The sequence below is a fragment of the Variimorphobacter sp. HTMS_6 genome (assembly GCF_059717775.1).
In genome coordinates this window covers 671,733-698,240 of the sequence record NZ_AP046094.1, presented here as the reverse complement: position 1 = coordinate 698,240, position 26,508 = coordinate 671,733, and the positions used below count along the sequence as shown (strand labels likewise).

23 protein-coding genes are annotated in these 26,508 nt (G+C 38.2%); 2 read left to right on the top strand and 21 right to left on the bottom strand.

Annotated elements, in window-relative coordinates; translation table 11 throughout:
* Positions 1 to 8: 8 nt before the first annotated feature.
* The 11 genes from AC6IWN_RS03110 to AC6IWN_RS03060 all read right to left on the bottom strand — a co-directional run bounded on the left by AC6IWN_RS03110 (position 9) and on the right by AC6IWN_RS03060 (position 11,436).
* Positions 9 to 905 (bottom strand): DMT family transporter, encoded by an 897-nt coding sequence (locus AC6IWN_RS03110; protein ID WP_497990914.1) that lies wholly within the window; start codon positions 903 to 905, stop codon positions 9 to 11.
* Positions 906 to 1,113: 208 nt separating this feature from the next.
* Positions 1,114 to 1,866 (bottom strand): amino acid ABC transporter ATP-binding protein, encoded by a 753-nt coding sequence (locus tag AC6IWN_RS03105; protein ID WP_497990913.1) that lies wholly within the window; start codon positions 1,864 to 1,866, stop codon positions 1,114 to 1,116.
* A gap of 16 nt (positions 1,867 to 1,882) precedes the next feature.
* Positions 1,883 to 2,545: an amino acid ABC transporter permease gene (locus AC6IWN_RS03100; RefSeq protein ID WP_497990912.1), complete on the bottom strand. Its 663-nt coding sequence runs from the start codon at positions 2,543 to 2,545 to the stop codon at positions 1,883 to 1,885.
* A gap of 29 nt (positions 2,546 to 2,574) precedes the next feature.
* Positions 2,575 to 3,438 carry an amino acid ABC transporter substrate-binding protein gene (locus AC6IWN_RS03095; protein ID WP_497990911.1) on the bottom strand — a complete coding sequence of 288 codons (864 nt, stop codon included), beginning with the start codon at positions 3,436 to 3,438 and terminating at the stop codon, positions 2,575 to 2,577.
* A gap of 323 nt (positions 3,439 to 3,761) precedes the next feature.
* A complete protein-coding gene (locus AC6IWN_RS03090; protein ID WP_497990910.1) occupies positions 3,762 to 4,103 on the bottom strand; it encodes a NifB/NifX family molybdenum-iron cluster-binding protein in 342 nt (113 codons plus the stop codon).
* Between the two features lie 46 nt (positions 4,104 to 4,149).
* Positions 4,150 to 5,004, bottom strand: coding sequence for a nitrogenase iron protein (gene nifH, locus AC6IWN_RS03085; protein WP_497990909.1), 855 nt, complete (start codon positions 5,002 to 5,004; stop codon positions 4,150 to 4,152).
* Positions 5,005 to 5,157: 153 nt separating this feature from the next.
* A complete protein-coding gene (locus AC6IWN_RS03080) occupies positions 5,158 to 6,039 on the bottom strand; it encodes a radical SAM protein (RefSeq protein ID WP_497990908.1) in 882 nt (293 codons plus the stop codon).
* 255 nt (positions 6,040 to 6,294) lie between these two features.
* Positions 6,295 to 7,986 (bottom strand): FMN-binding protein, encoded by a 1,692-nt coding sequence (locus tag AC6IWN_RS03075; RefSeq protein ID WP_497990907.1) that lies wholly within the window; start codon positions 7,984 to 7,986, stop codon positions 6,295 to 6,297.
* 48 nt (positions 7,987 to 8,034) lie between these two features.
* The gene (locus AC6IWN_RS03070) at positions 8,035 to 8,970 is read right to left on the bottom strand and encodes an FAD:protein FMN transferase (protein ID WP_497990906.1); all 936 of its coding nucleotides are present in this window, start codon (positions 8,968 to 8,970) and stop codon (positions 8,035 to 8,037) included.
* A 43-nt stretch (positions 8,971 to 9,013) separates the two neighbouring features.
* Positions 9,014 to 10,219 (bottom strand): MFS transporter, encoded by a 1,206-nt coding sequence (locus AC6IWN_RS03065; protein ID WP_497990905.1) that lies wholly within the window; start codon positions 10,217 to 10,219, stop codon positions 9,014 to 9,016.
* 371 nt (positions 10,220 to 10,590) lie between these two features.
* Positions 10,591 to 11,436, bottom strand: a complete 846-nt coding sequence (locus AC6IWN_RS03060) for an AraC family transcriptional regulator (RefSeq protein ID WP_497990904.1) — start codon at positions 11,434 to 11,436, stop codon at positions 10,591 to 10,593.
* Positions 11,437 to 11,800: 364 nt separating this feature from the next.
* On the opposite strand from AC6IWN_RS03060, the gene AC6IWN_RS03055 reads away from it, so the two are divergent.
* A complete protein-coding gene (locus tag AC6IWN_RS03055) occupies positions 11,801 to 12,235 on the top strand; it encodes a NifB/NifX family molybdenum-iron cluster-binding protein (protein ID WP_497990903.1) in 435 nt (144 codons plus the stop codon).
* Positions 12,236 to 12,308: 73 nt separating this feature from the next.
* Here AC6IWN_RS03055 and AC6IWN_RS03050 read toward each other — a convergent pair whose 3' ends face one another.
* From AC6IWN_RS03050 to hutU, 10 genes are all read right to left on the bottom strand, one after another.
* Entirely contained in the window at positions 12,309 to 12,788 is a 480-nt protein-coding gene (locus AC6IWN_RS03050; protein WP_497990902.1) for a DUF134 domain-containing protein, read from the bottom strand.
* A gap of 371 nt (positions 12,789 to 13,159) precedes the next feature.
* Positions 13,160 to 14,464, bottom strand: coding sequence for an O-acetylhomoserine aminocarboxypropyltransferase/cysteine synthase family protein (locus tag AC6IWN_RS03045; RefSeq protein WP_497990901.1), 1,305 nt, complete (start codon positions 14,462 to 14,464; stop codon positions 13,160 to 13,162).
* Positions 14,454 to 15,092, bottom strand: coding sequence for an ABC transporter permease (locus AC6IWN_RS03040; RefSeq protein WP_497990900.1), 639 nt, complete (start codon positions 15,090 to 15,092; stop codon positions 14,454 to 14,456). The genes AC6IWN_RS03045 and AC6IWN_RS03040 overlap by 11 nt, the downstream gene beginning before the upstream one ends.
* Positions 15,092 to 15,862, bottom strand: a complete 771-nt coding sequence (locus AC6IWN_RS03035; RefSeq protein WP_497990899.1) for an ABC transporter ATP-binding protein — start codon at positions 15,860 to 15,862, stop codon at positions 15,092 to 15,094. The genes AC6IWN_RS03040 and AC6IWN_RS03035 overlap by 1 nt, the downstream gene beginning before the upstream one ends.
* 26 nt (positions 15,863 to 15,888) lie before the next feature.
* Positions 15,889 to 16,806, bottom strand: coding sequence for an ATP-binding protein (locus tag AC6IWN_RS03030; RefSeq protein WP_497990898.1), 918 nt, complete (start codon positions 16,804 to 16,806; stop codon positions 15,889 to 15,891).
* Positions 16,807 to 16,914: 108 nt separating this feature from the next.
* The gene (locus tag AC6IWN_RS03025) at positions 16,915 to 17,880 is read right to left on the bottom strand and encodes a glycine betaine ABC transporter substrate-binding protein (RefSeq protein ID WP_497990897.1); all 966 of its coding nucleotides are present in this window, start codon (positions 17,878 to 17,880) and stop codon (positions 16,915 to 16,917) included.
* Positions 17,881 to 17,927: 47 nt separating this feature from the next.
* Entirely contained in the window at positions 17,928 to 18,569 is a 642-nt protein-coding gene (locus AC6IWN_RS03020) for an ABC transporter permease (RefSeq protein WP_497990896.1), read from the bottom strand.
* A gap of 157 nt (positions 18,570 to 18,726) precedes the next feature.
* On the bottom strand, positions 18,727 to 20,073 hold the full coding sequence (locus AC6IWN_RS03015) for an amidohydrolase family protein (RefSeq protein WP_497990895.1): 1,347 nt from the start codon (positions 20,071 to 20,073) through the stop codon (positions 18,727 to 18,729).
* Complete coding sequence (locus AC6IWN_RS03010) at positions 20,070 to 21,332, bottom strand: M20 family metallo-hydrolase (protein WP_497990894.1); 1,263 nt, start codon at positions 21,330 to 21,332, stop codon at positions 20,070 to 20,072. Before AC6IWN_RS03010 ends, AC6IWN_RS03015 begins: the two co-directional genes overlap by 4 nt.
* 98 nt (positions 21,333 to 21,430) lie before the next feature.
* Entirely contained in the window at positions 21,431 to 23,443 is a 2,013-nt protein-coding gene (gene hutU, locus AC6IWN_RS03005; RefSeq protein WP_497990893.1) for a urocanate hydratase, read from the bottom strand.
* Positions 23,444 to 23,594: 151 nt separating this feature from the next.
* Between hutU and AC6IWN_RS03000 the strand changes: the two genes are divergently transcribed.
* Positions 23,595 to 26,501 carry an AAA family ATPase gene (locus tag AC6IWN_RS03000; RefSeq protein ID WP_497990892.1) on the top strand — a complete coding sequence of 969 codons (2,907 nt, stop codon included), beginning with the start codon at positions 23,595 to 23,597 and terminating at the stop codon, positions 26,499 to 26,501.
* Positions 26,502 to 26,508: the final 7 nt, after the last annotated feature.

The following is a 26,508-nucleotide window of genomic DNA, read 5'->3' as shown; positions in this document are numbered from 1 at the left end:
TGTAACCTCTAATCTTTCACCACTACCGATGTCTTCCGGATGCTAGTTTGAACCGCTTCACTATTACGGGAATAATAATATACTCCGCAAATCACAATTATGCCCCCAACTACCACCAACAAAGAGGGTATCTCAGTAAATATCATTAGTCCCAATACAGAAGCAAATACCGGCTCAAGTAATTTCGCTGTTGAGATAAAAGAAGCCTTCTCATATTTTAATCCCCAACTGTAAACGCTATGACCGCACAAGGTACACAAAGCAGCCAGCCCAAACGCAATCAGATAATTCTTCTGCTCATATCCGGTAATTGGCATCCCTCTAAATAATATCATTATAATAAGCGTCAAGGAAGCAAACGCGTAAACAAAAAAGGTGTAAACTGTGGTACTCATCACCTTACGGCATTGTCTACCAATCAAGGTATATACCGCCATAAAGGCAGCACCCACAAAGGCCATCAAATCACCGATTAACATATTACTTCCACTACCCATGTCTGCAGTCGCTACAACGATACTTCCAACAAAGGTTGCGATAATTCCAAGCCAGGCCTTCGCTGATATCTTCTCCTTCCATATCAGTATCATAACCCCGGCCACAAAAAACACCTCGGTATCCACAAGAATAAGCGAGGATGCAATACTGGTATAATGCAATGACTCAAAGTACATCGTAAAATGTAATCCTAAAAATATCCCACTTATCATAGGCATTAGAACTGATCTAGGCTTTAAGATAAGGACTTCTTTCCGAAACCGCAAGAGAATAAACGGCAAAAGCATAAGGGAAGCAAACAAAACGCGGTAAAACACCAAAACCATGGAGGGTGCAGAGGAAGCCCGCACAAAGATAGCCGAAAATGACACTCCGACGGTTCCTAGAATGATTAATATTTTTTTCATCGTTATCTCCTGTATCAAGTGAGTAGAAATATTGATGTCAATTATATCACAAATCAATAAAAAAGTTCGGTAAAACTTATATTTATTTCATAGTTATGTAAGACATCTTACGAAATGAAATAAAGCTGACCATCCAAAATAATCTATCTTGGAAAATCAGCTTATTAGATTCTATGCTACTTCTTTATCATATCCAAATCAAATATGTCTATAACCCTCTAGAGAAGTCCGGGATAAATCGATTTAAAAACTCGATTGTTCTTTCGTTCTTAGGTCTGACGAAGAATTCCTTGGCATCATTTTCTTCCACAATCTTACCGCCATCCATGAAGATTACTTTATTCGCCACCTCACGTGCAAAAGATATCTCGTGGGTTACAATTAGCATCGTAGTACCTTCTTCTGCTATTTTTTTGATTACATTCAATACCTCACCCACTAATTCCGGATCGAGGGAGGAGGTCGGTTCATCAAACAGTATCACATCCGGCTTTACGGCTATTGCTCTAGCTATGCCTACTCTTTGCTGCTGACCACCGGATAATTGTGACGGATAAAAATCATAACGATTGGATAATCCAACCTTATCTAAGGCCTCCTGTGCAATTTGTCTAGCCTCGGCTTTCGTTTTCTTTTGAACTACAATGAGTGGTTCCATCACATTTTGCAGTGCCGTTTTTGTAGTAATCAGATTATAATTCTGGAACACAAAGCTCATTCTCTTTCTGATATCGATAATCTGATTTTTATGTGCCTTTTTAAATTCTGTTGAAATATCTCCTAATCGAATCTCGCCTTGATCGGCATGCTCTAGGAAATTCAAGCATCGAAGGAGTGTGGTTTTTCCGGAGCCGCTCGGTCCTAGTATTGCAATTACATCACCCTTATTAACCTTGATGTCAACTCCTCTAATAACCGCGTTCTCATCAAAACTCTTATGAATATTTGTAACTTCCAGCATCTCTTCACCTCATCCCCTAGTGCACCAGTTTTTTCTCAAGGTATCCCTGGAGAACATTTAATATACTACATAACACAAGATAAATCACCGCTAATTCACAGTATAATAACAACGGTTCATATCGGTATGCCACGATTCTTTGTGTAACCATGAACATTTCTGTAAGTGTGATCGTTGAAGCAAGTGAAGTATCCTTCACAAGACCGATAAAGGTATTGGAGAGTGGTGGGATAGATATCTTCGCTGCCTGCTTTAATATTATTCTTCGAAACACTTGTGAAAATGTCATTCCAAACGCATAGCCGGCTTCCCACTGACCCTTCGGTACGGATAAAATTGCTCCTCTTATTGTCTCTGAAGAATATGCACCGACATTTAATGAAAATGCAATGACCGCTGCCGGAAATGGATCTAGTAAAATTCCCATCTTTGGTAAACCAAAAAAGATAATGAAAATCTGAACCAGCATTGGCGTGCCGCGAAAAATCCAAACATAAAACTTAACAATCTGCTTTAGAACCTTTATATTGGCAACCTGGACAAGGGCAACCAAGATAGCAATTATTAACCCAAATATAAACGATAATATCGTTAATGGGATTGTAAACTGAATCCCAGCTTTGACAATCGGCCAAAATGACTGAAGTATTATCTCTATGGTTCTGTCACTGATATGCATAATGGTTACCTCTTTTCCAAAAAATATCTTTATTTTGTAACGTCAGCACCAAAGTACTTATTAGAGAGCTTCGCTAATGTACCGTCTTTCGTAATCTCATCCAACGCCTTATTCACTGCTTGAACAAAGGTATCATTTCCTTTTCGGATCAATACGGCATTTTTGCTTGCATCATCTAAAGTATCAACAAGTTTTACCGGTGCATCCGGCTTCTGCTTTAAAAAATCATAAAAGGATACCTGATCATTAATCGTTGCTACCGCTCTCTTTGTAGATACAAGCTCAATTGCTTTGCTAAAGGAACCATCCGCACTAACTAACTTAGCGCCATAGCTTTCTGCAAGTTGTGCATAATTACTTGTTAATCCTTGTGCTGCTTTCTTACCCTTAAGATCTTCAAAACTCTTAATATCGTTGTTATCCTTGCCAACGATTAAGGCTGCTCTAGAAATTGTGTATGGTGTTGAGAAATCATACTTCTTTAATCGCTCATCTGTAATCGTAACCTGGTTAATAACCACATCATAACGAACTGCATCTAACCCTGCAATTAGGGAATCCCAGTTACTCTCAACAAATTCTGCCTTAACGCCTAATTTTGCTGCAATTGCTTCTGCTACTTCAACATCGTAACCAACTAATTTGCCGGATTCATCATGGAATGTATATGGTGCATAAGTTCCTTCTGTACCAATTAAAAGCTTCCCTCTTTCTTTAATCTGTGCAAGTAAGTTTTTATCTACATCTTTGGTATCGTCTGCTGCTTTTGTAACCCCCGTAGTAGCTTTATTATCTTTGGCTGCATCTTGGTCTCCTGCTTTGGTTCCGCAACCAACTAATCCTCCAACTAATAATGTTAGGGTCAATACTCCTAAAATAATTTTGTTTCTCATTCCTGTTTCCTCCTAATGATTTTATAATAAATATTATTGATAACGGTTTCCGTTTTACCAAATATTCAATTCATACTGGATTAATATGAATTACATGTATCGATAATATACCATCAATACATATATGTCAAGTATCTTTATGAAATAAAATTCAATTAATGTGTAAAAGAATAAAACGAAGGGAATGTTGCAAAATAAATAATTTGTGGGAATAATGTTTTATTGCCATAATGCTGTTCTTCCAACCTATGTGTGAGGCAAATAACATTGTTCCTAAAAAAAATTATTATTTTACAACATTCCCTTCTTGTGGTCGTACTACATTAATTATTTAATATATACCATAATCGATTTAAGGAAACTTCGATATAATCCCCTATCTCATAACTATGTACCCCGTTCAATAACAGAAGATTGGACGCTCCTCCCCCAATTCGGTAACAAAGAACATACTGACAATCCGATACTCGCTGTACTGCCTCCTCCAACATATTCTGATTATGCTCGCCAATACTGCAGGGAGGATCAACACACCGCTCTTCAATGTAATGAAAATCTGATTCCCCATTGATATCGTAGATATAAAATTGCTGCGTGTGGCCAAAATGCTGATTTACTACGATGTTATCAGACGAAGCTACCGCTACTTGTATACCCATACTCATCGAATCCTTCCTAATGAAGATAATAGTATAATTTAGAATGATTGCATTATATTTTATAATCTAGCAAACCATCCATTAATCCGAATTCAAGCAAGATTTCTTCCAGACGTTCCTGACTCATAGGAGTCGGAATCACAAAATCTGTGTTCTCTTCTATACTTTTTGCCAACTGTCTGTATTCTTCAGCCTGACCTGATTGCGGTTGATAATCAATTACTGTTTTTCGATTAATTTCTGCTCTTTGCACAACATTGTCACGAGGTACAAAATGAATCAGTTTCGTTCCAAGCTCCTTAGCAAAGGCTCTCAAGAGTTCAATTTCACGATCCACATTACGGCTATTGCAGATTATACCCCCAAGACGTACTCCACCTTTGGAAGCATATTTTTTAATCCCTTTCGATATGTTGTTTGCTGCATACAAAGCCATCATCTCACCACTGGCAACAATATATATTTCTTTTGCTTTTCCCTCACGTATCGGCATAGCAAAACCACCGCATACAACATCTCCGAGAACATCATAGAATACATAATCTAAATCTTCTGTATATGCACCCAATCTTTCTAACAGACCAATTGATGTGATAATACCTCTACCTGCACAACCAACACCGGGTTCCGGTCCTCCGGATTCCACACATTTTGTGCCTCCAAAGCCCTCTTTTAATATCGCATTAAGATCAATATCTTCCCCTTCAACTCTAAGTGTGTCAAGAACTGTTCTTTGTGCCAATCCCCCTAATAACAATCTGGTTGAATCTGCTTTGGGATCACAGCCTACTACCATAACTTTCTTACCAGCCTCTACAAGTCCTGCTGTCAGGTTCTGAGTTGTCGTAGATTTTCCTATTCCGCCTTTTCCGTATATCGCGATTTGTCGAATTTTCTTATCGCTCATGTCAACCCTCCATCTATATATTTATTATTTAAATCCTAGTAATATAATTTCTACACATTAGTCCTAGCATGCGAACCTTTAATGTTAGTTTGTGCCGAAGATTTCGCAGGCACAAACTTGAAAATGTGAATTATGCTTTTTAATAATTCACAATCATCCATGTGAAAAGGTTTCTTTTGCATTAATTTTTCCTTCATATAATTCTTTTGCAAAATCCTTTTTCCCAGGTATTCCTGCTGCATCTGCCCTACATCTTTGGCAATGACGAAATACATCAATATAGGCTTCAGCTTCTCTTCTTGCTCCGTCTATATCAGGGCATCCGGGCTCGGATAAATCACTGAATTTATGTTGAGGTATCAAAGGAATGATATTGTATAATGCCGCGCCGTGCTTACTCACCGTTCTCGCAATCTCCTTAATATGATCCCGATTGATCTCACTAATCAGAACACTGTTAACCTTAACCGTAATTCCCGCTTCGGATACCTTCTTAATTCCTTCCAATTGATTACGAATCAGAATCTCTGCTGCAGAAGTTCCGATGTATCGTTGGCCATGATAATAGATGCTGGATACAATCTTAGACAGTATCTCCGGATCAACCGCATTCACCGTGACAGTCAATGTTTTAACTCCTGCATCGATAACCTCCTGTGCCCGTTCACTAAGCAGAAGTCCGTTTGTACTCATGCATTTGATCATGTCAGGATGAGTTTCTTCAATCAAAGCAAAGGTCTCTAATGCTTTATCCGATGCCAGTGTATCTCCCGGCCCTGCAATTCCCACTACTGTAATCTCAGGGCAGAGCGCCTTCGCTCTGTTAACAACATCAGCTGCCTCCTGTGGCGATATGATTGATGCTGCTACCCCTGGCCTTTTTTCATAATCATTAATTTTTCTATCGCAGAAATTACACTCAATATTACATCCGGGGCATACCGGAAGGTGAATTCTGCCTTTGTTCTGTGTTGCTCCAAAACATGGATGAAGCGCTCTTACCTCTGCCTTTCCATAATGTTCGGTCAATCTCATTCAAATCCCTCACTTTTATAATTCGAATCTGCTTTCCAAGTAATAAAAGAACATTGATTATTGTGTTTTAATCAACTTGATTTTTTGGAAAAACGAAAAAGAGATTTTAACCGCAAGAATCCCTGCGAATTAAAATCTCTAGTTTACTAGTCAATTCTAAATCATTTATCATATATATGTATTATATGTTTTAAAATTATAAAGAGTTCCTAACCATTTGTCAAGTATATATTGGAAAGTTTTTGAATTTTCCGGTTAACCCTGATTCGTCGCGGCACTACTTAAAGCATCCTCTACTGCATTCATGATTCCGTTACTGCTATATGTTGCTCCGGAAACTGCATCCACTTTGGCAGACTGGTTATCCAGTATCTCTCCGATTATCGTATCACAAGCACTGTTAAAAAAAGGAGCGTCATCTTCATTGGATACAATCGCAACATCCTTAATCTCATTATTTTTTACTGTTACTGATACGGTCGTAATACCATGGCGGAATCCATAAGCAGATCCTTTGTAAGTTCCGTCCTTGTATTTTACAGTAGTTGAAGTATTATTTGTGTCAGATGTATCAGAATTCAATGTACCTTCATCGGAAGATGCCCCGTTTTCATCACTTTTCGTAATATTAGTTGAAGCTTTCTCATCTGTAGAGTCATTCGAATCCACACTTTCAGCAATTGTTGGAAGTGAACCAGCACCTTCCGTAGGGGTAATATTACTTTGCACTGCATTGCCTTCCTTTGCCTGCTCAGCCTGGTCAAGTGCATTTGATACAGCGTCCATAATTCCATTACTACTAAAGGTTGCTCCTGATACACCATCCACATTAGCATCCTGTCCATCAATAATCTTACTTGTAACATATTGAAAAGCACTGTTATAATAAGGCGCGTCATCTCCAGAAGAAACAGTTTCGATATTATTAATCTTTCCGTTTTTTATCGTGACGGACACAGTAGTGGTGGCACCACGAAATCCAGTTCCTGATCCCTGATATGTTCCATCTGCATAAGGGCTATTTTTAACATTATTTTTTGTCTGTTCTGTTGTAGTAGTACCAATCAATGGAGAGGGAGTATCGGTTGCAAATGTACTGATATAGTAGATTCCGCTCATTGCCGTCACTGCTAATGCACCAACTACAGCTGGATTTGCCGGACTGGCAACTAAGTTCACGCTCACATTATCTCTAGGACAAACCGATACACACTTCATACAGTCAATACACTCCACTGAATCCACTCTGTTTGTCGAATATAATGGGATTCCCATTGGACAATGCTTCGTACACGCTTTGCATTTTCCGCATTGCGCAGAGGGTTTTTTTATACGAATTAGCTTTAGATTTGAAACAATAGCAAACACTGCTCCCATCGGACAAAAATATCTACAGAAAAATCGTTCAATAAACATAGAGGCAATCATGATTATAACTAGCAGTATGAATCCGACTGTGATTTCGGTAATAACATAGGAGAAATCCGGAAGATGCGGAATATTAAGCAGGCTTCCGAAAGCATCCCATGGACTATATTTGCTAATATTTACATTATCCAAACTCCAAACTAAGAAAAATATAAGTACAAATACAAAATATTTCACATATTTTAAAGCACTGTCCATCCTCTCATTTAAGTTATATTTAATTTTAAACACTTTTCGTCCAATATAATACATCAAATCGCCTAAGGTTCCAAAGGCACACATCCACCCACAGAAAAATCGTCCAAAAAACAATGTCAGTGGTATCACTGAAATCGCACTGATCATCATGGGAAAGGAAGCAGTAACGCTAAAATTATGGTTTAGTAATCCCTGATAAAGTACCTTAATTCCAAGGAATGCATTCACATAAAGCCCCGGTAAAAGGATAAAGAAAATCATTTGAGTTATGTTGCGTAATATTCCAGTATAATATATCTTTTTCTTCATTATAGTAATCATGCCCTTTCTCACATTCTGCAATCTTTTAGTCGCAGGCACAAATATGCCCTAAGCAATCTTAAACTTCTCTTTCAAACCTTTGGTCAGGTAAATCCCCATATTACTTGTGATAAAGATTGCTTCTGCATTAAGTCTTTTAAGGAATTTTAATCCTTGTTCAAGACCCATCACAAACAATGCGGTTGTCAGAGCATCCGCTTCCATCGAGGAGTTACACACTACCGTAACACTTAATAGATGTGACTCGGCCGGAACCCCTGTTTTCGGATCCAATATATGATGATATCTTTTCCCATCTTTCATAAAGAAGCGTTCATTGCTTCCCGAGGTCACTATGGTTTTCTCCGCTACGCTCAAGATGCCCAGATAATTTCCGGTTGGGGAAAGCGGATTTTGTATACCGATTTTCCAGCGCTCATCCTTTTTGCGACAGCCCATGGTCAGTATATTACCTCCCAGATTAATCATTGCATTCTTTATGTTATTTTCTATAAGTATTCGCTTTACTTCATCCGCAGCATATCCTTTTGCAATTCCTCCGAGATCTATCTTTTGTCCTTCCTTCTTAAGCTCCACTGTGCTGATTCTTTTTTTGAGTAGCATATCTTTATAATTGACCAGCTTTATCACGCTGCTAATCTCATCTTCGGAGGGGATGTAACTATCCTTTTTTCCAATTCCCCACAACTCTACAAGTGGTCTGACTGTCATATCATATGTGCCTTTTGATAATTTTGCGTAATGAGCGGCTGCTTTTAATACTTCAAAGGTATCCTGATGTACTTGTATCCGTCCCTTGCCTGCATTCTGATTGATTTTACTTATATCGCTGTTGGGTCGAAAGGGGGACATTCTTTCCTCAATTTCATAAACCCGATCAATCGCTTTTTGTAAAACCTTTTCATCAGCCTTTTGATAAATCTTTATATCATTAATCGTCCCTAATGCTAGAAACTGCTTATCGATAAACTCATTCTCATTCATAACTTCCTATTCCTTTCTATCGATTTACAGCTTTATTTTATACTCAAGGTGTGTTGCATCCTTGATTATTATGTGAAGAATATTTGAACAATCTCTTACCACATACCCCCATACTACATGTCACAACAATCGCTCCAAGACCGGCGAATGCTGTATTTAGGCCAATTCTGTCCGCTATTGCTCCTACCACCGGAAATAATAACAACATAAATAAGGAATAAGCCATACTACTTACGGATATGATAGTTGCTCTATATTCTGAAGGAATCAGACGATTTAGGGTATCGGATTGTATTGGATATAGCAAGGTATTGGCAAACCCCATAAAGCTAAAGCAAAATATTGATAACAGAATATTCCCAAATGCCAAACCAATCGCTCCGAGTCCAATAATAAATAGTGCAAATAGCTTTGTATATTCTTTAAATAATTCTTTCACCTTATGACATAACAAAGCACCGATACAGGAGGTTCCCATCGTTACCGTCATAATCATACTAATTTGTATTTTATTCAACCCTAATTCTGCAAAATACTTTTGTCCGTAAAAATATGTAATCATGTAGATTGTAAATATAACAGAATAAGATATAATGACCTCAAAAACCTTAGGATTTTTCCTAATGATATGATAACTGTCAGCAAAATGCCCTCTTAATGACACTTTTTTCTTCTGTTTCTTTTCTAATAATACAGGTTCCTTTAATAAAAAGCACGGAACGAGTGATAGAACACTGATGAATGCAGCTGCTGCATAACAGTAATAAAACGATGCTTGTGCTAAAACGCCGCCTACTAATGTAGCAATCCCTTGTGCAATATTAAGTATTACTTCTAATCGCCCGCTTACTTTGAGATAAGTCTTCTCCTGTTTCATCGACTTTAAGCTATCATATACAAATGCTTCTTCTGATCCGGACAATAAATTATAACCCCATGCTGAAAAAGTAAATCCAATTACAAACTCCCAAAATCCCGTTGAGAATAGCAAAATAATTGCTGAAATTGTGTGACACAACCTGCTGAGGATCATCACCTTTTTTCTACCTAGTAGATCCGCCGCTGCCCCTGTTGGAATTTCACTTACGAAACTCACTACATGAAACAAACCCTCTAATACTCCAATTTGCCAGAGCGGCAACCCTTTTTGTACGAGATACAGCACCCAGATTGCACTTGATAAATCAAAACTGTTAAAAAACCGAAAGATGTAGCTATATATCATATTATTTTTATATCGTAATTTCATATTGTAACTCCTCTATTAATTTATTTTTACACGTAAAAGGGGCTGTTACAAAATAAATAATTTGTAGGAATAAAGATATATTGCCTTTCCACCTGTGCGAAGCAAATATCTTAGCCCTAAAAATTCTTATTTTACAACAGCTCCGTGGGAGTTACTGCATTTATTATATGGATAATCAGAATGGTTACCTAAAAATAAGCGCAGTAATCCCGTTATATTCAAAAATATGTGTTTTTGATATACAACTACTGCTACATATTGGCGTGTACCCGAAACCATTCATTGCTTATCCTCCTTCAAGATTTCATTACTTAAATCATCCTATCATAATCATTATTCTATGTCAATTTACACTTTTTGTTAAAGTTTTATTATCTAGTCTTTTCCTTAACCGGAAGCCATATTTCACATACATAATCTTCTTGTGTAGCATCTCCTTCTTCGTAATTCTCAATTGTATAATCAGGAATTAATTCATAATTCGAAGCAGGAAGCCATTCGCTATATACCTTCATCCATAAATTCTGTATTGCATGAGGCATAGCACCGACGCAGGGAAAGACAGCCCAAGTATGAGCGGGTATCGTCAGTACCTCAAACCCTTCTGGGATCTCATGTACATACTCCTTCTCTGCACCAATTCCATATTTCCACTCATCGTCAGAGCGATCATCCTCAAAGCATATACCAAACATTCCGCAAACCTGCTCTTCTAACCCAGAGCTCATATACTCATTCCAAAACTTTGGAATCTCTACACTAGATGTCTCCTGATTAAATAGCCTAGTCATTAACACCACATCAAATGCATTCTTGTTCTCGATTCTGTAATCCATACAATTTCCACCTTCCAATTTGATTTTTAATACAAGGCGATTAAATGATTTTATGACCGTTCCCTGTTTTTTCGCTTCCATCGGTGTTACACCATGGAACCGGGTAAATGCTTTCGTAAAACCTTCCGGCGTTACATATCCATATCTCAAAGCAATATCGATAATCTTATCATTCCCGCTAATTAGATCATGACCGGCTAATGACAATCGCCGGTTTCTCATATACTCCCCTACCGTAAGTCCGGTTAAAAGACTGAACACTCTCTGAAAATGAAAGTTTGAAAGGTATACATGTTTGGCGATATCTTCACTGGCTATACTTCTTGATATGTTATTCTCCATATAGTCAATCGCTTGATTTAAGGTCTTAATCCATTCCATCTTTATCATCTCCTTGCATTTCAATCTTATCAAAAAATATTAATCTATTCCTGTCTGAGTATGCTCAATTCTGTCTTTGCGAATATAATTATTTGTAGCATATGCTCATAATAGTTATTGACATATGCTAATAATATATGTATTATTTTAATATCAATTAACGTTAGGGCATCTAAATCACTTTTTAAAGAGTACTCATCAATATGCACATATATTAATATTCAAATAAATTGTAAAACATAGTCCTTAAGAATATGTAATTCACAATTTTTAATGCAACATATTCTTATGCATATTGATGGCTATTATTAATGATAAGTGCTTTTGGTACCAAACCACTAACAAATAAAAAGGAGCGAACATTATGAAAATTGCTTTACCAACCAGAGACAATAACATCGATGGTCATTTCGGCCACTGCGAATACTTTACCATATTAACCATTGAAGATAAAATAATTACCAGTCAAGAGGTTATCTCCTCACCGGTTGGTTGCGGCTGCAAATCTGACATAGCACAAACGTTATCTACTATGGGAGTTGAGCTCATGCTCGCAGGTAATATGGGTGACGGTGCTGTAAATGTTCTTAAACGTTCCGGAATTCAGGTAATTCGTGGTTGTTCCGGTAATGTGCAGGAAGTTGCAACATCTTGGCTTGAAGGTAAAATAACTGATTCTGGTGTTATGTGCCATGAGCATGGACAGGAACATAATCATGGTCACCATCATGGAGGTGGACATAATCACGGAGATGGTCAAGGACATAAACACGAGCATGGACAGGAATGCCAGCACTAACCGAAAAATGGAGTTGTTTCAAAATATTTCGTATCTTGTAACAGCTCCGTTATATTTATTTTTAATAAGTTATCTAATTAGATTCTTCTTCATTTCGTCTCGGGCAATTTCTACGACACATTCTACCCTTGCAGTTTTTCTCACAAACCACGCTGACAGATCCGCAGCTTGGGCAGGCATACTGACCCTTCTTTATGATCTCCAGCTTCTCACAGCTTTCCTTCCATTCCTTCCCACAATCTAAGCATTTAATCGGACATATATTACGTGTGAAGTTACCGCCTTCTATATGAATCATCTTTCCATTAATTAAGCTATCTGCAATCTTCTCTCTTGCTGATAACAGAATCCTCTGAAAGGTAGGTCTGGATACCTCCATACGCTGAGCGCATTCCTCTTGCTCAAGTCCTTCTAGATCCTTAAGGCGAATCGCCTCCAGCTCTTCCAACTTTAGGCTATTCTCTGGGATCTCGGCAATATCGTTGTCCGATGGAATAAAGTATGGAATTGCAGGGATATGTTCAATTTTTCTCCATTTTGTCGGTCTCGCCATTCTATCTCCTTGTTATCTACCAACACTTAAGTGCAATAATTTAAAATGTTATCGGTAATATTCACATATAATGTTTTATATGTATTATGAACATTATTCTAGCATAAGACACTTATGCTTAGATAAAGTACGTAGTAGTACAATCATTCTATCTATATCATATCTGATTTGTTTTGAATGTCAATCAAAACAGAGTGTTCCTCTATGTATTTATCCATAATCTTCACACATGATATTAACATCCCTCTATCAAATAAAAAAGGTTAAGAACCTAGCACAAATGATTTTGCACTGTCCTTAACCTTATTAATATAAGCTGAAATTTCGGAAGCAATTATTCCAAATCTGTTTTCATAGAAACACTACATTATTTATCCTTCGATTGCATCCAAAGCCTGCTTCAGATCCTCAATCAAATCAATGGCATCCTCGATTCCAACTGATATACGCAGGGTATCTTCATATACCCCCGCTTTCAATCTTTGCTCTGTGGTTTGACCAAAATGAGTGGAGGTTGCAGAGTGCACAATCAATGATTTGGCATCTCCTACATTTACCATATAATCAAATACACGAACCTTTTCTAATACGGTTTTTGCAGCCTCCAGCCCTCCTTTTAAGCGGATGGAAAGGATTGCTCCCGGTCCCTTTGGGAAATACTTTTTCGCCAATTCATAATACGGTGAATCCGGAAGCCCCGGATAATTCACAGATAGTACCTGAGGGTGGGTCGTCAAAAATTCCGCTACCTTCTGGGCATTCTCGGTATGGCGATCCATACGAAGTGATAGTGTTTCCATCCCTTGCATTAGATAGAATGCGGTTGTCGGAGATAGATGGGACCCCAAATCAGTTAAGTATCTGATTCTTAAGCGCTTTGTAAAGATTGTCTTTTTCAGCACCTCTTCACCAATTGAGTCTCTATATTCCTCATAGAAATCTTCAAACTGAGGGAACTTTCCGTTCAACCAATTAAAGTCACCCTTCTCCACAACAAGTCCAACGATTATGGTACCATGACCTGCAAGATACTTTGTTGCGGAATAGCAAATAATATCAGCACCATAGTCAAATGCTCGAAGCAAATATGGTGTTGCAAAGGTATTATCGATTACCAACGGAATTCCGTTCTCATGAGCCAAATTCGCAATCGCTTCGATATCAACAATATTCATTCCCGGGTTCCCAAGACTTTCGATATAGATTGCTTTGGTTTTATCGTTAATAACCTTCTTATAGGATTCAATATCATTCTCATCCTCTACAAATCGTCCGATAATTCCATATTCCGGTAAAATTTTATTCAGCAGAGTGGTACTACCTCCATACAGAGTCTGAACTGCAACAATTTCATCACCGGCCTTGGCAAGATTCAAAAAGGTATTTGATATCGCAGCCATACCGGAGCTTAATGACAGAGCAGCACTTCCTCCATCAAGGGACGCAATTCTTTTTTCAAGAACATCATTGGTGGGATTCGAAAAACGAACATAGGAATGACCTTCCTCTGAATAATCAAACAATCGAGTACATCGATCAAAATCTCCCAGTTCGAAAGCAGCCGTCTGATAGATTGGAACTGCTTTTGAGCGATAATGCTCCGCCGGATTATACCCGGCATGTAATTGTCTGGTTGTAAAGCCCAGTGAATTGTCTTTATATGCTTCATAACTCATTTTGATATCCCGCCTTTTTATAAAGAATTTTTTCTAATAGTCTAAGTAATATATCAGCCACTAATGCTATTCCTGCACAGAAAATCGTACCCCATATAATCTTGTTGGTATTCATTGTTCGTAATCCGTCAAACAGTATTCTGCCGAGTCCTCCGGCATGGATCGTTGCTGCAATCGTTGCTATGCCGATGGTCGATATAACTGACAGATGGATTCCTGCCATAATAACCGGAAGCGCCAATGGTAATTCTACCTTATACAGCCTTTGCCAGTTACTCATACCCATACCCTTTGCCACCTCGAGTACCGCAGGATCAACGCTTCTTAATCCTGCAATATTATTACGCAGTAGCAAAAATTGATTATAGAGAACCAATACAAAGATTGCAGTCTTGGCTCCAATTCCCATTAATGGGATTAGAAGAGAAAACAATGCAAGACTTGGAATAGAATAAACCACACCAAATATCTGAATAACAATATTGGATAATAATTCAGATCTTACAATGATTATGGTAATTATAAAAGCCAATATAATTGAAATCAGCAACGTAGTGCCTACCAATTTCAAATGTTCTCCCAGCGCTGCAAATAACTTATCATGATATCTTACAAAGTAGGTAAGCATCAAATCCCCCCTCCGTCAAGCTCTATGTACTGTTTTCCGGCTGAGCGAAGTAATGTTTGAACAAATTCGTCTGCAGGATTTTTAACGATCTCTGATGGGGTCGCAAATTGTTTCACTCTGCCCTTATCCATAATCAAAACCCGTGTTCCCAACTTAAATGCTTCATTAATATCGTGTGTTACAAATAGGAATGTCTTTTTGGAAGCCTCGTGGATTCGTATCAATTCATCCTGAAGCTTCTCCCTGTTAATCGCATCAATTGCGCCAAATGGTTCATCTAACAGCATTAATGACGGATCCGCCGCTAACGCTCTTGCAAGACCGATTCTTTGCTGCTGTCCACCGGATAATTGTGCAGGATATCGATCCTTAAATTCCTTATAATCCAGATTAACCAGTTGAAATAGTTCCTCTACGCGACTTCTGATTTTTTCCTTATCCCATCCAAGAATCTTCGGTACCGTGGCTACGTTATTATATATTGTCATATGAGGGAAGAGCCCAACCTGCTGAATTACATACCCAATTTCTCTTCTGAGCTTAACCGGATCCATCTCCTTGATGTTCTTCCCAAATAGTTTGATTTCGCCACTGTCAGGCTCATAAATACGGTTCACCATTTTAAGCAGTGTGGTTTTTCCGCACCCCGAGGTACCCAGAATAGTAACCAATTCTCCTTCATTGATACTCAGATTCACATCATCGAGCGCATTATAATTTGCCTTCGGAAAACGCTTGTTTAAGTTTATAAATTCAGCTGCAATACTCATTCTTTACCCTCATTCCTGCACACGATTTAATCATTGACCTGTGCTCTTTCTAACAACGTTAATGCATTGGTCGGACACGGCTGTACGCATATTCCACAGCCAATACATTTTGATTGATCTGCCAATACGATTTTTTCCTTATGGAAAACCCCGAAGTGACAGACTTTAATACATTTACCACATTTAATGCATCGACCACCATCCAGATTAATTACTTGCTCTGTTTTCGGCCAAAAGCCGCTACTGTTTCTCCTCTGCTGTGCTCTGAATAAATAACAACAGTCACCGCAACAGTTACAGATTCCATTCGGATTCACCGTATGCATAAGTCTTGATTGATCTGACTGAATAACGATTTCTTTTGCTTTCTCTTTCGTAATTTCCTCTGCAAGACCTCGATGGACAAAGGAGTTAACACCATTTCTATATGTGATACAGGTTCTGGTCGGCAATTCGCAATCCCCGCCCAGACTTCTGCAATCACAATAATTCAGGTAAACGGGACGCTCCTGCTCTTCAATAAAATCTAGCACTTTATTAAGGGGAAGGATTTCATCTTGTGTCGGTCTTTCGTTTGGATCGTTCGATAAACCTTCATAGTAAGCATCAAAATACCATTGATCCAGCGCTACTCTATCCTCTTTCGGAAAGCTTCTGTAGGTGTTTGTTTCTGATATGGAAAAGATATCAAGCCTACCGTAAAAATCGGATATTTTGTAAGTTCCTGCTTCCTCATCAACAATCGATATGATTCCCCTGTGATAGCTTCGTTTTATAAAATCGTCGGCATTTTCAATTGACAATGCCTCTACATCTGATTTTGTAAAAATCGTTGCGTTCACTTTCGTAACGAATTCGATTTCCTCCGGAAGAAAGATTCGGTCTATGAAGGGGTATGCAACCTCCGGTATTTGAAACTTATCTATGAATGTTTGGTTTATCATTGTAACTATCTCCACTCCGCCGCTAACCCAAGTAATGGATCAGTAGCTTAATTTTACTGTTTGATTACTGGCTCATTTAATAATTTCATAAGTTTTTCTCTTATTTTGTTATTTTATTGAGTCATAATATTCTTTTGCCACTTCTTCAAATTCTTGTTTATCAACATCTACTTTCGCATTCAATGCTGTAATTGTCTTAGTATCAATCTTAGCGTCAACACCATTTAAGATATCTGCGATATCAGGGTTAGCGTCTAAAACCTCTTTACGAATTACAGGTGCGATATTATATGGAGGCCATACATGCTTATCATCTTCTAATAAAGTATATGTGTTATCTACTAATTGACCCTCTGTTGTATAAGCAACTGCAACATCAGCTTCATTATTCTTTAATACTTGATACTTTAATCCGTTATCATAAACCTTGGAGGACTTCCATTTGAAATCACCGTAGGTTTTCGTTAAAGCAGGAATACCATCCTCACGGGTATCAAATTCACCCTGTGATGCAAATCTTAATTTGCTTGCATTCTTCTGAAGATCAGAGATTGTTTTGATACCGTATTCATTCGCTGCCTTCGTTGAAATCACAAGACCCTGACCATCATTTGCCTGAGCATAATCAAGCCATACTAATTTAAACTGCTTTGCATATTCATCCTTTACTTTATCATATACCTTCTGAGGATCTGTCTCTAAAGGAAGCTTTAATATAGAGAGTAAACCGGTTCCTGTATATTCCGGATATAAATCAATATCTCCGCTTATAAGTGTTGTATGAACTACGGCGCTTGCAAGGTTAAATACTCTTTTTACTTTGTAGCCCTTATCTTCAAGCGCCAATGCATAAATCTCTGCTAAAACAAGATTCTCTGTGAAATCCTTTGAGCCAATCTTAATCTCCGTATCCTTCTTGGTATCTGCTTTGGTTGGCTCCGCAGCTGACGTAGTTGCTGGGGTTGTTGCCTTATTTGCGTTATCTTCTGCTTTCTTTGTGCAGCCGGCAAACGCTCCTATTACTAATATTAATGCTAAAACAATTGATAAACTCTTTCCTAAATAATGTTTCATATAATTCTCCCTTCCTGCCTTCAATGAGGCGTAAAAATTAATTTTTATTATCTACCTGGGTTCTTATACCTTGTAAGTCGACGATCCAGCATATTCAGTAGATATCCGGATAATAAGGACAGAATACCAACCGAGGCTCCTCCAACAATCAATAAGTCCGATCTCATTAATCCAAGCCCAGTAAAAATAAGACTTCCAAGTCCACCCGCTCCGATATAAGCAGCCAACGTTGCACTTGCGATTACTTCTACAACTGCCGTTTTTACACCGGCAAATATTAGTGGGAATGCCAAGGGAAATTTCACAGTAAAGAACGTCCTCCATCTCCCCATCCCCATGGCAAACGCTGTCTCTAGTACAGGTTCGGGTAAAGTCTGAAATGCCAAGGTAGTATTGATTAAAATAGGCGGTATAGCCAAAATCGCTAATGCTGTCACTGCAGGTTTCAGACCGGTTCCCATAATTGGAATGCATAGAACCAAAATCGCTAAACTCGGTATAATTCGAAGCGTCCCGAATATTCCTTTGAATAATTTCGTTAAGCTTCTACATCGTGTGCTGAAAATCCCTAACGGAATTGCTATAATCATTGCAAAGATAATAGAAATCAAACTAATATCCAGATGTTGAACGGTCAGTTTCAAGAGATCATTCCAATTATTTTTTAAGTAATCTAAAATCTGTTGCATCTATATACCTCCTTTCTTCAATCATATATTTATTATATGTTTACTATGTATAAGCACATAGTAAAGCAGATAATCTCAAATGTCAATACAACTTTCATGTAACTCTAAAAACTATGTACGGGTGATTTCTTCCTTTTCTAAATCTATTCACTATTCATTAATTTCTATCCGTCTCTCCTAGTCTTTTCATTGTTTTCCTCACCCGGTTACGTATCTCATCTTCTTTTACTGAGATAAGTGACCCACTGTTTACGGTCTGCACTCCGTTCACTACAACAGTTTTTATTGACGATGGCTCCATGGAATATACGATATTAGGTAGTAGCTGTTCTAGATCATCACTGATCGGCATCATTGAAAAATCCTCCAGGTCAACACCGATAAAATCTGCTTTATAACCTACCTCAATCTTTCCTACCGGTAAATCAAGTAACTTTCCTCCATTTACCGTTCCCATATCAAATGCCTGCTGATAATTAATACATAGGGCATTGCAAGTGTTTGCTTTCTGCAATATAGATACCATTCTCATTTCTTCAAAAACACTGATACGGTTGTTACTGCAGGCTCCGTCACTACCGAGCCCAATCAAGACATTATTTTTTATATATTCCGGAATATTGGTGATGCCGTCAGCGAGAAACATATTACTGGAAGGACAATAAGCTAGTTTTGCTCCCTTCTTCCCCAACAACTCAATTTCACTGTTTTTCAGCCACACTCCGTGAATAATCACCATATGTTCATCTACAACACCGAGAGAATCCAGATACTCAATCGGTGTCATTCCCTGATGCTCTTCTTGCACCTGTTCTACCTCGAAGGGTTCTTCTGCTACGTGGATGTGGAAACAAGTTCCCAATTCTTTTGCCAACTGATGACCTGCCAAAATCATCTCCGGTGTTGCAGCATGCAGGCTATGAGGCGCGGGCAACACGGTAACCATTTTTCCCTGATTGTTGTATTTTTCTGCTAATATTTTAGTATGCTCAACAGCTTGATTGATACTTTCCACATAACCTGTTGGCGCACCGTCCCAATCATACATCGTTCTGGCTAGAACCAATCTAATTCCTACATCGGAGGCTGCCCGTATAATTGCCTCGTCACTCTCCATACCGTAATTATGAAGGTAAAAGAAATCTGACACGCAGGTTACCCCTCGCTTCATCATTTCCCCAAATGCAAATAAAGCTCCATTATAAATATCCTCAAGCTCCATCCTAGGTGAGTAATGGTACAAAGATTTATCTCTCCATTCCAGGAATGGGCGGTCTGTAGCCATGCCTCTTAATAAGCTCTGAAAGGAATGGTTATGTACATTCACCGTTCCAGGTACCACAACTTGGTTATCCAGATAGATCAATTCCCCCTCCGGGTATGTCTTTTTGATTTGCTTTAGTGGCGTAATCCCAATTATGTTTTCTCCCTCTACCACTATCGCCGTTTCTTTTACAAACATATTATTTATATATAGATATTTTGGGATAAATATTCTTGTCATGCTTTCAATTCTCCATCCAATCTTAATATCGCTCTTAGTATTGCATTACCTGCTTTTTCGATATCATCTTCGTTCGTTAGCTCCTCTTTGCAATGACTCTTTCCACCCACGCTCTGTACGAACAGCATCCCACTCTGCGTTATCCTAGCCATATTCGCTGCATCATGTCCCGCCATGCTGATTAAGGTGATAGGTGTTTCTTCTATATCAAATATCGCTTTTTGTACCGCTGCGATTACCTCCTGATCCATATCAGTATGTGGTTGCTGTAACAGGATTTCTCTTTGTATACAAACTCCGCGTCTTTCTTCAATGTCACGAATTGCATCGGTAATCTTATCGACTAATTCTTTTTCCAATTCAGGCTGATAGGTTCTGATATCTACCATGCATCTTACTCTTCCGGGGATTATATTGGCTTCATTTGGCTCTACCTGCATATAACCAACCGTTGATACCACATCATCATTATTAAACTCCTTCGTAATTCTTTCAATCTCCAGATTTAACTCTGACGCAGCAAGTAAAGCATCTTTTCTGTCATTCATAACCGTTGTGCCGGCGTGATTTGCTTCTCCGACCACTGTGTACAGCTCTCTTCGTATACCCGTGATACAACTTACCGCAGCCACTGAGGCCTGCATATCTTCCAGTCTTTTACCCTGTTCAATATGACATTCCAAAAAAGCAGCGATGTCATCGTTATTTAGCAGTGCTTCCTCACTTTTTTGAATATTACCGCCAAGCTCTTCTATGATTTTTTCTAAGGGCTCCTGATTCTCTCTGTTTTTAATGCTTTGTAAATCCTCTCGCTTTAATCTTCCCGATACCACTTTACTACCCAATGTGGATACATTATATGGGTTTGGCTCTTCTCCGGTAAAGGATATTACGGATAGCGGATGATTGAGCTTTGTATGGTTCTCCTGTATGGTCTCAAATACTTCTGTTGCCAGCAATACTCCAAGGGCTCCGTCATATTTTCCTCCATCTGGAACCGTATCATGATGAGAACCGATCACGATCTTCCTTCCGGTGGCATATGGTTTATAATCCAGCCACATATTTGCAATCGCATCCACTCGAGAGGTCAGCTTTAGCTCTCTATTCCAATAATCAGCGAGCCATTTTCTTGCCTCACGCTCTGCCCTGCTGCCGAAGGGACGATCAATTCCTCCCCCTGCATTTCTTCCGATTTGGGATAATTCCTCTAGATTATTTATTAATCGTTTTATGTTAATCTTCGATTTGCTACTCATATCATTCACACCTATTCATATCTCCAATTTCTTGACCATACACTTCGGCTTTCTTATTCCATTTCTCGTAAATCATAATTCATTCCGTCATCTTTTTATTATTCGATAACACTCTCTCGAATCATCTGTTCATCTGCAATATAGGGTATTGTAATATGATTTTTATCGCCATACTCATCATTATATTCAACACAGGTGGCGATAGAATTTTCATTTCTAGCCCAGGATCTTCTTGCTACACCAATCATGGTATCCCACGGCACTGCCATCCTAAGTATGGTGTCCACTCTTTCACTTCCGTCTAAAACCATACCAAAACCACCGTTTATCGCTTTCCCAATTCCAACACCGCCCCCATTATGCAATGCAATCAAACTCATTCCTCTGGCTGCATTACCGGCAAAGCACTGGGTTGCCATCCCTGCCATAATATTGGAGCCATCTTTTATATTTGAGGTTTCTCTATAGGGTGAATCTGTACCGCCCGCATCGTGATGATCTCTTCCAAGCATAACCGGCCCAATTACACCTTCTCTGACAAGTTCATTAAACTTTAATGCAATTTTTGTTCTTCCCATCGCATCCTGATATAGAATTCTTGCTTTGGTACCTACAACAAGTTCATTCTGCTTGGCATCGCGCAACCATATATAATTATCCAAGTCCTGATATCTTCGCTCTGTGTCAATACATTCCATTGCTGCTTGATCTGTATTATCTAAATCTTCCTGCTTCCCACTTAGGCAAACCCAGCGAAATGGACCATATCCATAATCAAATAATTGAGGTCCAAGAATATCCTCTACATAGGAAGGAAAGATAAAGCCTTCCTTCTCATCGACCGAATTCTTACAGATTTCCTTCACTCCGCTGTCATAAACTGATTTTAAAAAACTGTTACCGTAGTCAAAAAAATAGGTACCTCTTTTTGTTAACTCATAAATTAGTTCAAAGTGATGTTTCAAAGATTGATTGACAAGCTCCACAAATCGATCTCTATCTTCATAAAGCAATGATGTACGTTCTTCAAATGTCAAACCCTGAGGGCAATATCCTCCATCATATTGCACATGACAAGAAGTCTGATCCGACAATAAATCTACTTCTACCTGTTGTTCAACAAGATATTCAAGTAGATCAATCACATTACCATAATAACCAATCGAATATGCTTCTTGCTTCTCAAGTTTTGATTTCGCCATAGCAATGACTTTATCCAGATCCGACGTATAGCTTTGAATCCACCCTTGTTCATATCTTGTAATAATCCTTGATTCATCTACTTCGGCGATAATGGATACCGCGCCTGCAATTTTAGCCGCCTTACCTTGTGCGCCGCTCATACCTCCTAATCCCGAAGAGACAAAGAGCCTGCCGGCTAAATTTTCGTCATTCTTTAATCCCAGCTTTATTCGTCCTGCATTCAAAAGAGTATTAAAGGTTCCATGTACGATTCCTTGCGGTCCGATATACATCCATCCTCCGGCGGTCATTTGTCCGTAATTTGCTACACCAAGTGCAGCAGCACGATTAAATTGTGATTGATTATCAAACGCTCCGACCATCAAACCATTCGTTATTATTACACGTGGAGACAGTTCATGGGATTCAAACAAACCAACCGGGTGACCTGATTCGATAACCAGTGTATGTGTATGATCAAGAATCTCAAGATATTTTTTGATCAAACGGTACTGCATCCAGTTTTGACAAACCTGACCAGTTTCACCATACGTAACTAATTCATAGGGATATAATGCTACGTCAAAATCCAGATTATTATCTATCATGACTTGAAACGCTTTTCCTTCTATGCACTTTCCCTGATATTCTTCTATCGATTTTCCGCTAATTACGCCGCTTGGTCGATAACGATAACCGTAAATTCTTCCATGATTTTTTAATTCTTCATAAAATTCCTTCGCCATTTGTTTATGAAACTGTTCAGGAATATATCGAAGCGCGTTTTTGATTGCTAATATCTTATCTTTTTCAGACAGGTCCGACTCACGTTTGGGCGCTCTGCGATACCCTTCCATAATCTGTGAGTACTCCGGTAAAGTGTCTTCCAACTTTATAACCATCGCTTTATTTATCATATCATTATCCATTGTAATGTTCTCCGTAATTGGTATAATTCATATATTTCTTATATGTATAACATGTTATAGTCTAAAAAACGTCAAAAAATATTTAGACATCTATTATTTTTTTGACATTACATATTTGATATAGTAAAATATCCAAAAAAGGGGGTGCCTCATGGCTAATATAGAAGTATATACCTTACAATCACCATATGTATTATCCGATGGAAAACCTATCGTATTCCCTTACAAGAAGACGGAGGCCTTATTTTATTATCTTGCTGTCGAAAAGACGGTCACTCGTGATCGAATCTCCTACTTGTTATGGGAGGATGCAGACACCGAAACTGCACATAAAAATCTACGCCACGCCCTCTATACCATTAAGAAACTCTTTGGGTTCGAAGTGATTACTTCAATAAAAAAGATACATTTAAGCATCAATCCGGATATTAGGTTTCAATGTGATATTGATAAACTATTTATTGGAGGTAATTTGTCAGTATATTCAAGTGACTTCTTATCCGGCTTTTTTATAAAAAATACTTCCTCCTTTGAAGAATGGCTTGAGGAAAAACGAGAATTTATAAAATCCCATTATCTGATTAAACTTTATGAACATATACACTCCCTACCCCATAATAAACTAACCGAAATCGAACTAAGTTGTATGGCTTATATGAAAGCGGATCCCTATGACGAGCGGATTGTACATTCACTAATTAAGGCTTATCATGCGAATAAGCTTTATTTAAAGGGCATTAAAGCTTATCAAAAATTACATAAGGAATTAGGAGAAGAATTAGGAATTGTACCCGGACAGGATATCACCAATCTTTATCGTCAAATGAGAAAGGAGTGGGCGCAAAACTCAACCATTGACGATGTCTCAGATACCTTTGTCGTGCAAGGGCGTAAAAAAGAAGCACTTCGATTGAAAAACAGTTATCAGAATTTTATCAATGGGAAAGTTCAAATTGTTATGATAAGCGGGGAAAACGGAATCGGCAAAAGCTATCTGGTGAAGAGCCTCTGTGAATCCGTAAAGGCGGACAAGATATTAATTCTTAATACGAATTGTTATTCCCAAGAGCGAAATTCCTTGTTATATCCCTGGAACAGTATTCTTCTGCAGCTTGATGATTATATTCAGAGCCATGAAATCAAACTTCCTACTTCGATTATTCAGGCGGTAGCGCAGTTCTTTCCTACCTTTGGTAATCATGCTCCGCTTAACACCTCCGTCGCATATGATCTGGGTAATGCCTTGAATCTACGTGCAGTATATAACGGTATCTTTCGCATCCTGTCAGTAATAGCGGAAAAAGAGCCGATACTACTCATATTTGACAACCTTCACTTTGCAGATCAGACCAGTCGTTACTTAATTAGTAGTTTGGTACAGGATATGCATTCGAACTTTATGACCGTTATCACATCACTTGAGCCCTTTAATAGTGAGATGCTATCCTTCATCGGGGCAATTCAGAATCTGAATTTACTGACACAGATTCACTTAAATCGTTTTTCAAAAGAGGATATGCAGGAGATTATCTCATCTTCTCTGGAAGTCTCGATGTTATCTCCAGGATTAATTGATAAGATTTATGAAGAAACAGCCGGAAATGCCTTCTTTTTAATTGAATTACTTAATACCTTCAAAGAAAAGGGAGAATTAACGGAACTGTCGGTCAATGCACAGAGCATATTGGCACAGCGCTTATCCGATTTATCCACGCCGGCCAGACAGGTTTTAGATATTATATCACTGTTTCATGACTATGCCTCTTTGGATTTATTAGAAAAGGTTTTTGGCGGAAGTACACTCGATATGATGAATTCCTTGGATGAACTTAAAATAAGAGCCCTTGTGAAAGAGAAACTTGTACACAATGAAATCCAATTATCCTTTACACATTCAAAAATGCGAGACTATGTAAATTCACAAATTCCTCCCTCTAAACAGCGGGTATTATGCAATAGTATTGCGAATGCACTAGAACAGATTTTATCAAAAAATGATGCTTCGTATTATAACAAACTCATCCATTATTTTAATCTAGCCGGGAATATTGTAAAAACTTTAACCTATCAGATTTACCAGTTTGAAGATATTTCAATTACACTTTTTGAATTATATCCCAGTCAGTTTTCAGAAGACAGCCTGCAGACTCCGGATAACCTCCTTTCGTATTTCGAAGAGATAGAAAAAAGATTACTTGATTCAAGAAAACAATTTTACCAACCCGAGTTATATGATGAATTATATGCCCGTTTATTAATTGCCAAAGGCCGTTATTGTATTATGTCCGGCTTATATTATGATGGAATTGTAAGTATTAAGGAGTCGTTTCAACTTCCTTATGTGCAAAAGAATCCTCTATATCAATTAAGTTCACTTCGACAGATGATATATTATGGTATTCAATTAAACAATCCGGAATTAATGCAGGATTATATTAAAAAGGGACTTGTTCTTTCAAAAGAAAATAACATGTGGTTAGAGTATGCATTATTCCTAAGGCTAAATGGACTTTTCGATATCATGCAGGAGGATTATTCTTCCAGCTATAAGAATTTGAACCAATCCATCACAACGCTAGAGAGTAACAGTATTCCAAACAGCACACGTATTATTAATATATCCGCCGCTTATAATTATCTAGGCGAAATGGAACGGAAGCAGAAGCATTATGATCAGGCCATTGAATACTATCATAAAGCAATTGATTTATGCCAAAAGCATAATATCACACTTGTAGCCACTTACTTTACGAATTTAGGTTGCACACTTTATGAGCATGAAATGAAAGAAGCAGCATATAAGAATTTCCTCACAGCAAGTGAAATTTATGATAATTCATTTACCCTTATGGGTCGCAGTATCGCCAAGGCATATTGTTCCCTTTACTATAGTGAACAGGGAGATTTCAATCACGCAAGAGCATTACTAACAGCTGCAAGAAATGCTGCTAACCAGTTAAATTCTCCAATCGAGAACACTTTGTTGAGCAAAATACAATCAGAATTATTCTCTGATCATCCCAAGGAATTTGAGGATTTTATCATTGAGATATCTTAAATATAGA

Bases quoted from the DNA above. Each gene is read 5' to 3' on its own strand.
- AC6IWN_RS03110 (WP_497990914.1), bottom strand. From the start codon at position 905: ATGAAAAAAATATTAATCATTCTAGGAACCGTCGGAGTGTCATTTTCG.
- AC6IWN_RS03105 (WP_497990913.1), bottom strand. From the start codon at position 1,866: ATGCTGGAAGTTACAAATATTCATAAGAGTTTTGATGAGAACGCGGTT.
- AC6IWN_RS03100 (WP_497990912.1), bottom strand. From the start codon at position 2,545: ATGCATATCAGTGACAGAACCATAGAGATAATACTTCAGTCATTTTGG.
- AC6IWN_RS03095 (WP_497990911.1), bottom strand. From the start codon at position 3,438: ATGAGAAACAAAATTATTTTAGGAGTATTGACCCTAACATTATTAGTT.
- AC6IWN_RS03090 (WP_497990910.1), bottom strand. From the start codon at position 4,103: ATGAGTATGGGTATACAAGTAGCGGTAGCTTCGTCTGATAACATCGTA.
- nifH (WP_497990909.1), bottom strand. From the start codon at position 5,004: ATGAGCGATAAGAAAATTCGACAAATCGCGATATACGGAAAAGGCGGA.
- AC6IWN_RS03080 (WP_497990908.1), bottom strand. From the start codon at position 6,039: ATGAGATTGACCGAACATTATGGAAAGGCAGAGGTAAGAGCGCTTCAT.
- AC6IWN_RS03075 (WP_497990907.1), bottom strand. From the start codon at position 7,986: ATGATTACTATAATGAAGAAAAAGATATATTATACTGGAATATTACGC.
- AC6IWN_RS03070 (WP_497990906.1), bottom strand. From the start codon at position 8,970: ATGAATGAGAATGAGTTTATCGATAAGCAGTTTCTAGCATTAGGGACG.
- AC6IWN_RS03065 (WP_497990905.1), bottom strand. From the start codon at position 10,219: ATGAAATTACGATATAAAAATAATATGATATATAGCTACATCTTTCGG.
- AC6IWN_RS03060 (WP_497990904.1), bottom strand. From the start codon at position 11,436: ATGGAATGGATTAAGACCTTAAATCAAGCGATTGACTATATGGAGAAT.
- AC6IWN_RS03055 (WP_497990903.1), top strand. From the start codon at position 11,801: ATGAAAATTGCTTTACCAACCAGAGACAATAACATCGATGGTCATTTC.
- AC6IWN_RS03050 (WP_497990902.1), bottom strand. From the start codon at position 12,788: ATGGCGAGACCGACAAAATGGAGAAAAATTGAACATATCCCTGCAATT.
- AC6IWN_RS03045 (WP_497990901.1), bottom strand. From the start codon at position 14,464: ATGAGTTATGAAGCATATAAAGACAATTCACTGGGCTTTACAACCAGA.
- AC6IWN_RS03040 (WP_497990900.1), bottom strand. From the start codon at position 15,092: ATGCTTACCTACTTTGTAAGATATCATGATAAGTTATTTGCAGCGCTG.
- AC6IWN_RS03035 (WP_497990899.1), bottom strand. From the start codon at position 15,862: ATGAGTATTGCAGCTGAATTTATAAACTTAAACAAGCGTTTTCCGAAG.
- AC6IWN_RS03030 (WP_497990898.1), bottom strand. From the start codon at position 16,806: ATGATAAACCAAACATTCATAGATAAGTTTCAAATACCGGAGGTTGCA.
- AC6IWN_RS03025 (WP_497990897.1), bottom strand. From the start codon at position 17,880: ATGAAACATTATTTAGGAAAGAGTTTATCAATTGTTTTAGCATTAATA.
- AC6IWN_RS03020 (WP_497990896.1), bottom strand. From the start codon at position 18,569: ATGCAACAGATTTTAGATTACTTAAAAAATAATTGGAATGATCTCTTG.
- AC6IWN_RS03015 (WP_497990895.1), bottom strand. From the start codon at position 20,073: ATGACAAGAATATTTATCCCAAAATATCTATATATAAATAATATGTTT.
- AC6IWN_RS03010 (WP_497990894.1), bottom strand. From the start codon at position 21,332: ATGAGTAGCAAATCGAAGATTAACATAAAACGATTAATAAATAATCTA.
- hutU (WP_497990893.1), bottom strand. From the start codon at position 23,443: ATGGATAATGATATGATAAATAAAGCGATGGTTATAAAGTTGGAAGAC.
- AC6IWN_RS03000 (WP_497990892.1), top strand. From the start codon at position 23,595: ATGGCTAATATAGAAGTATATACCTTACAATCACCATATGTATTATCC.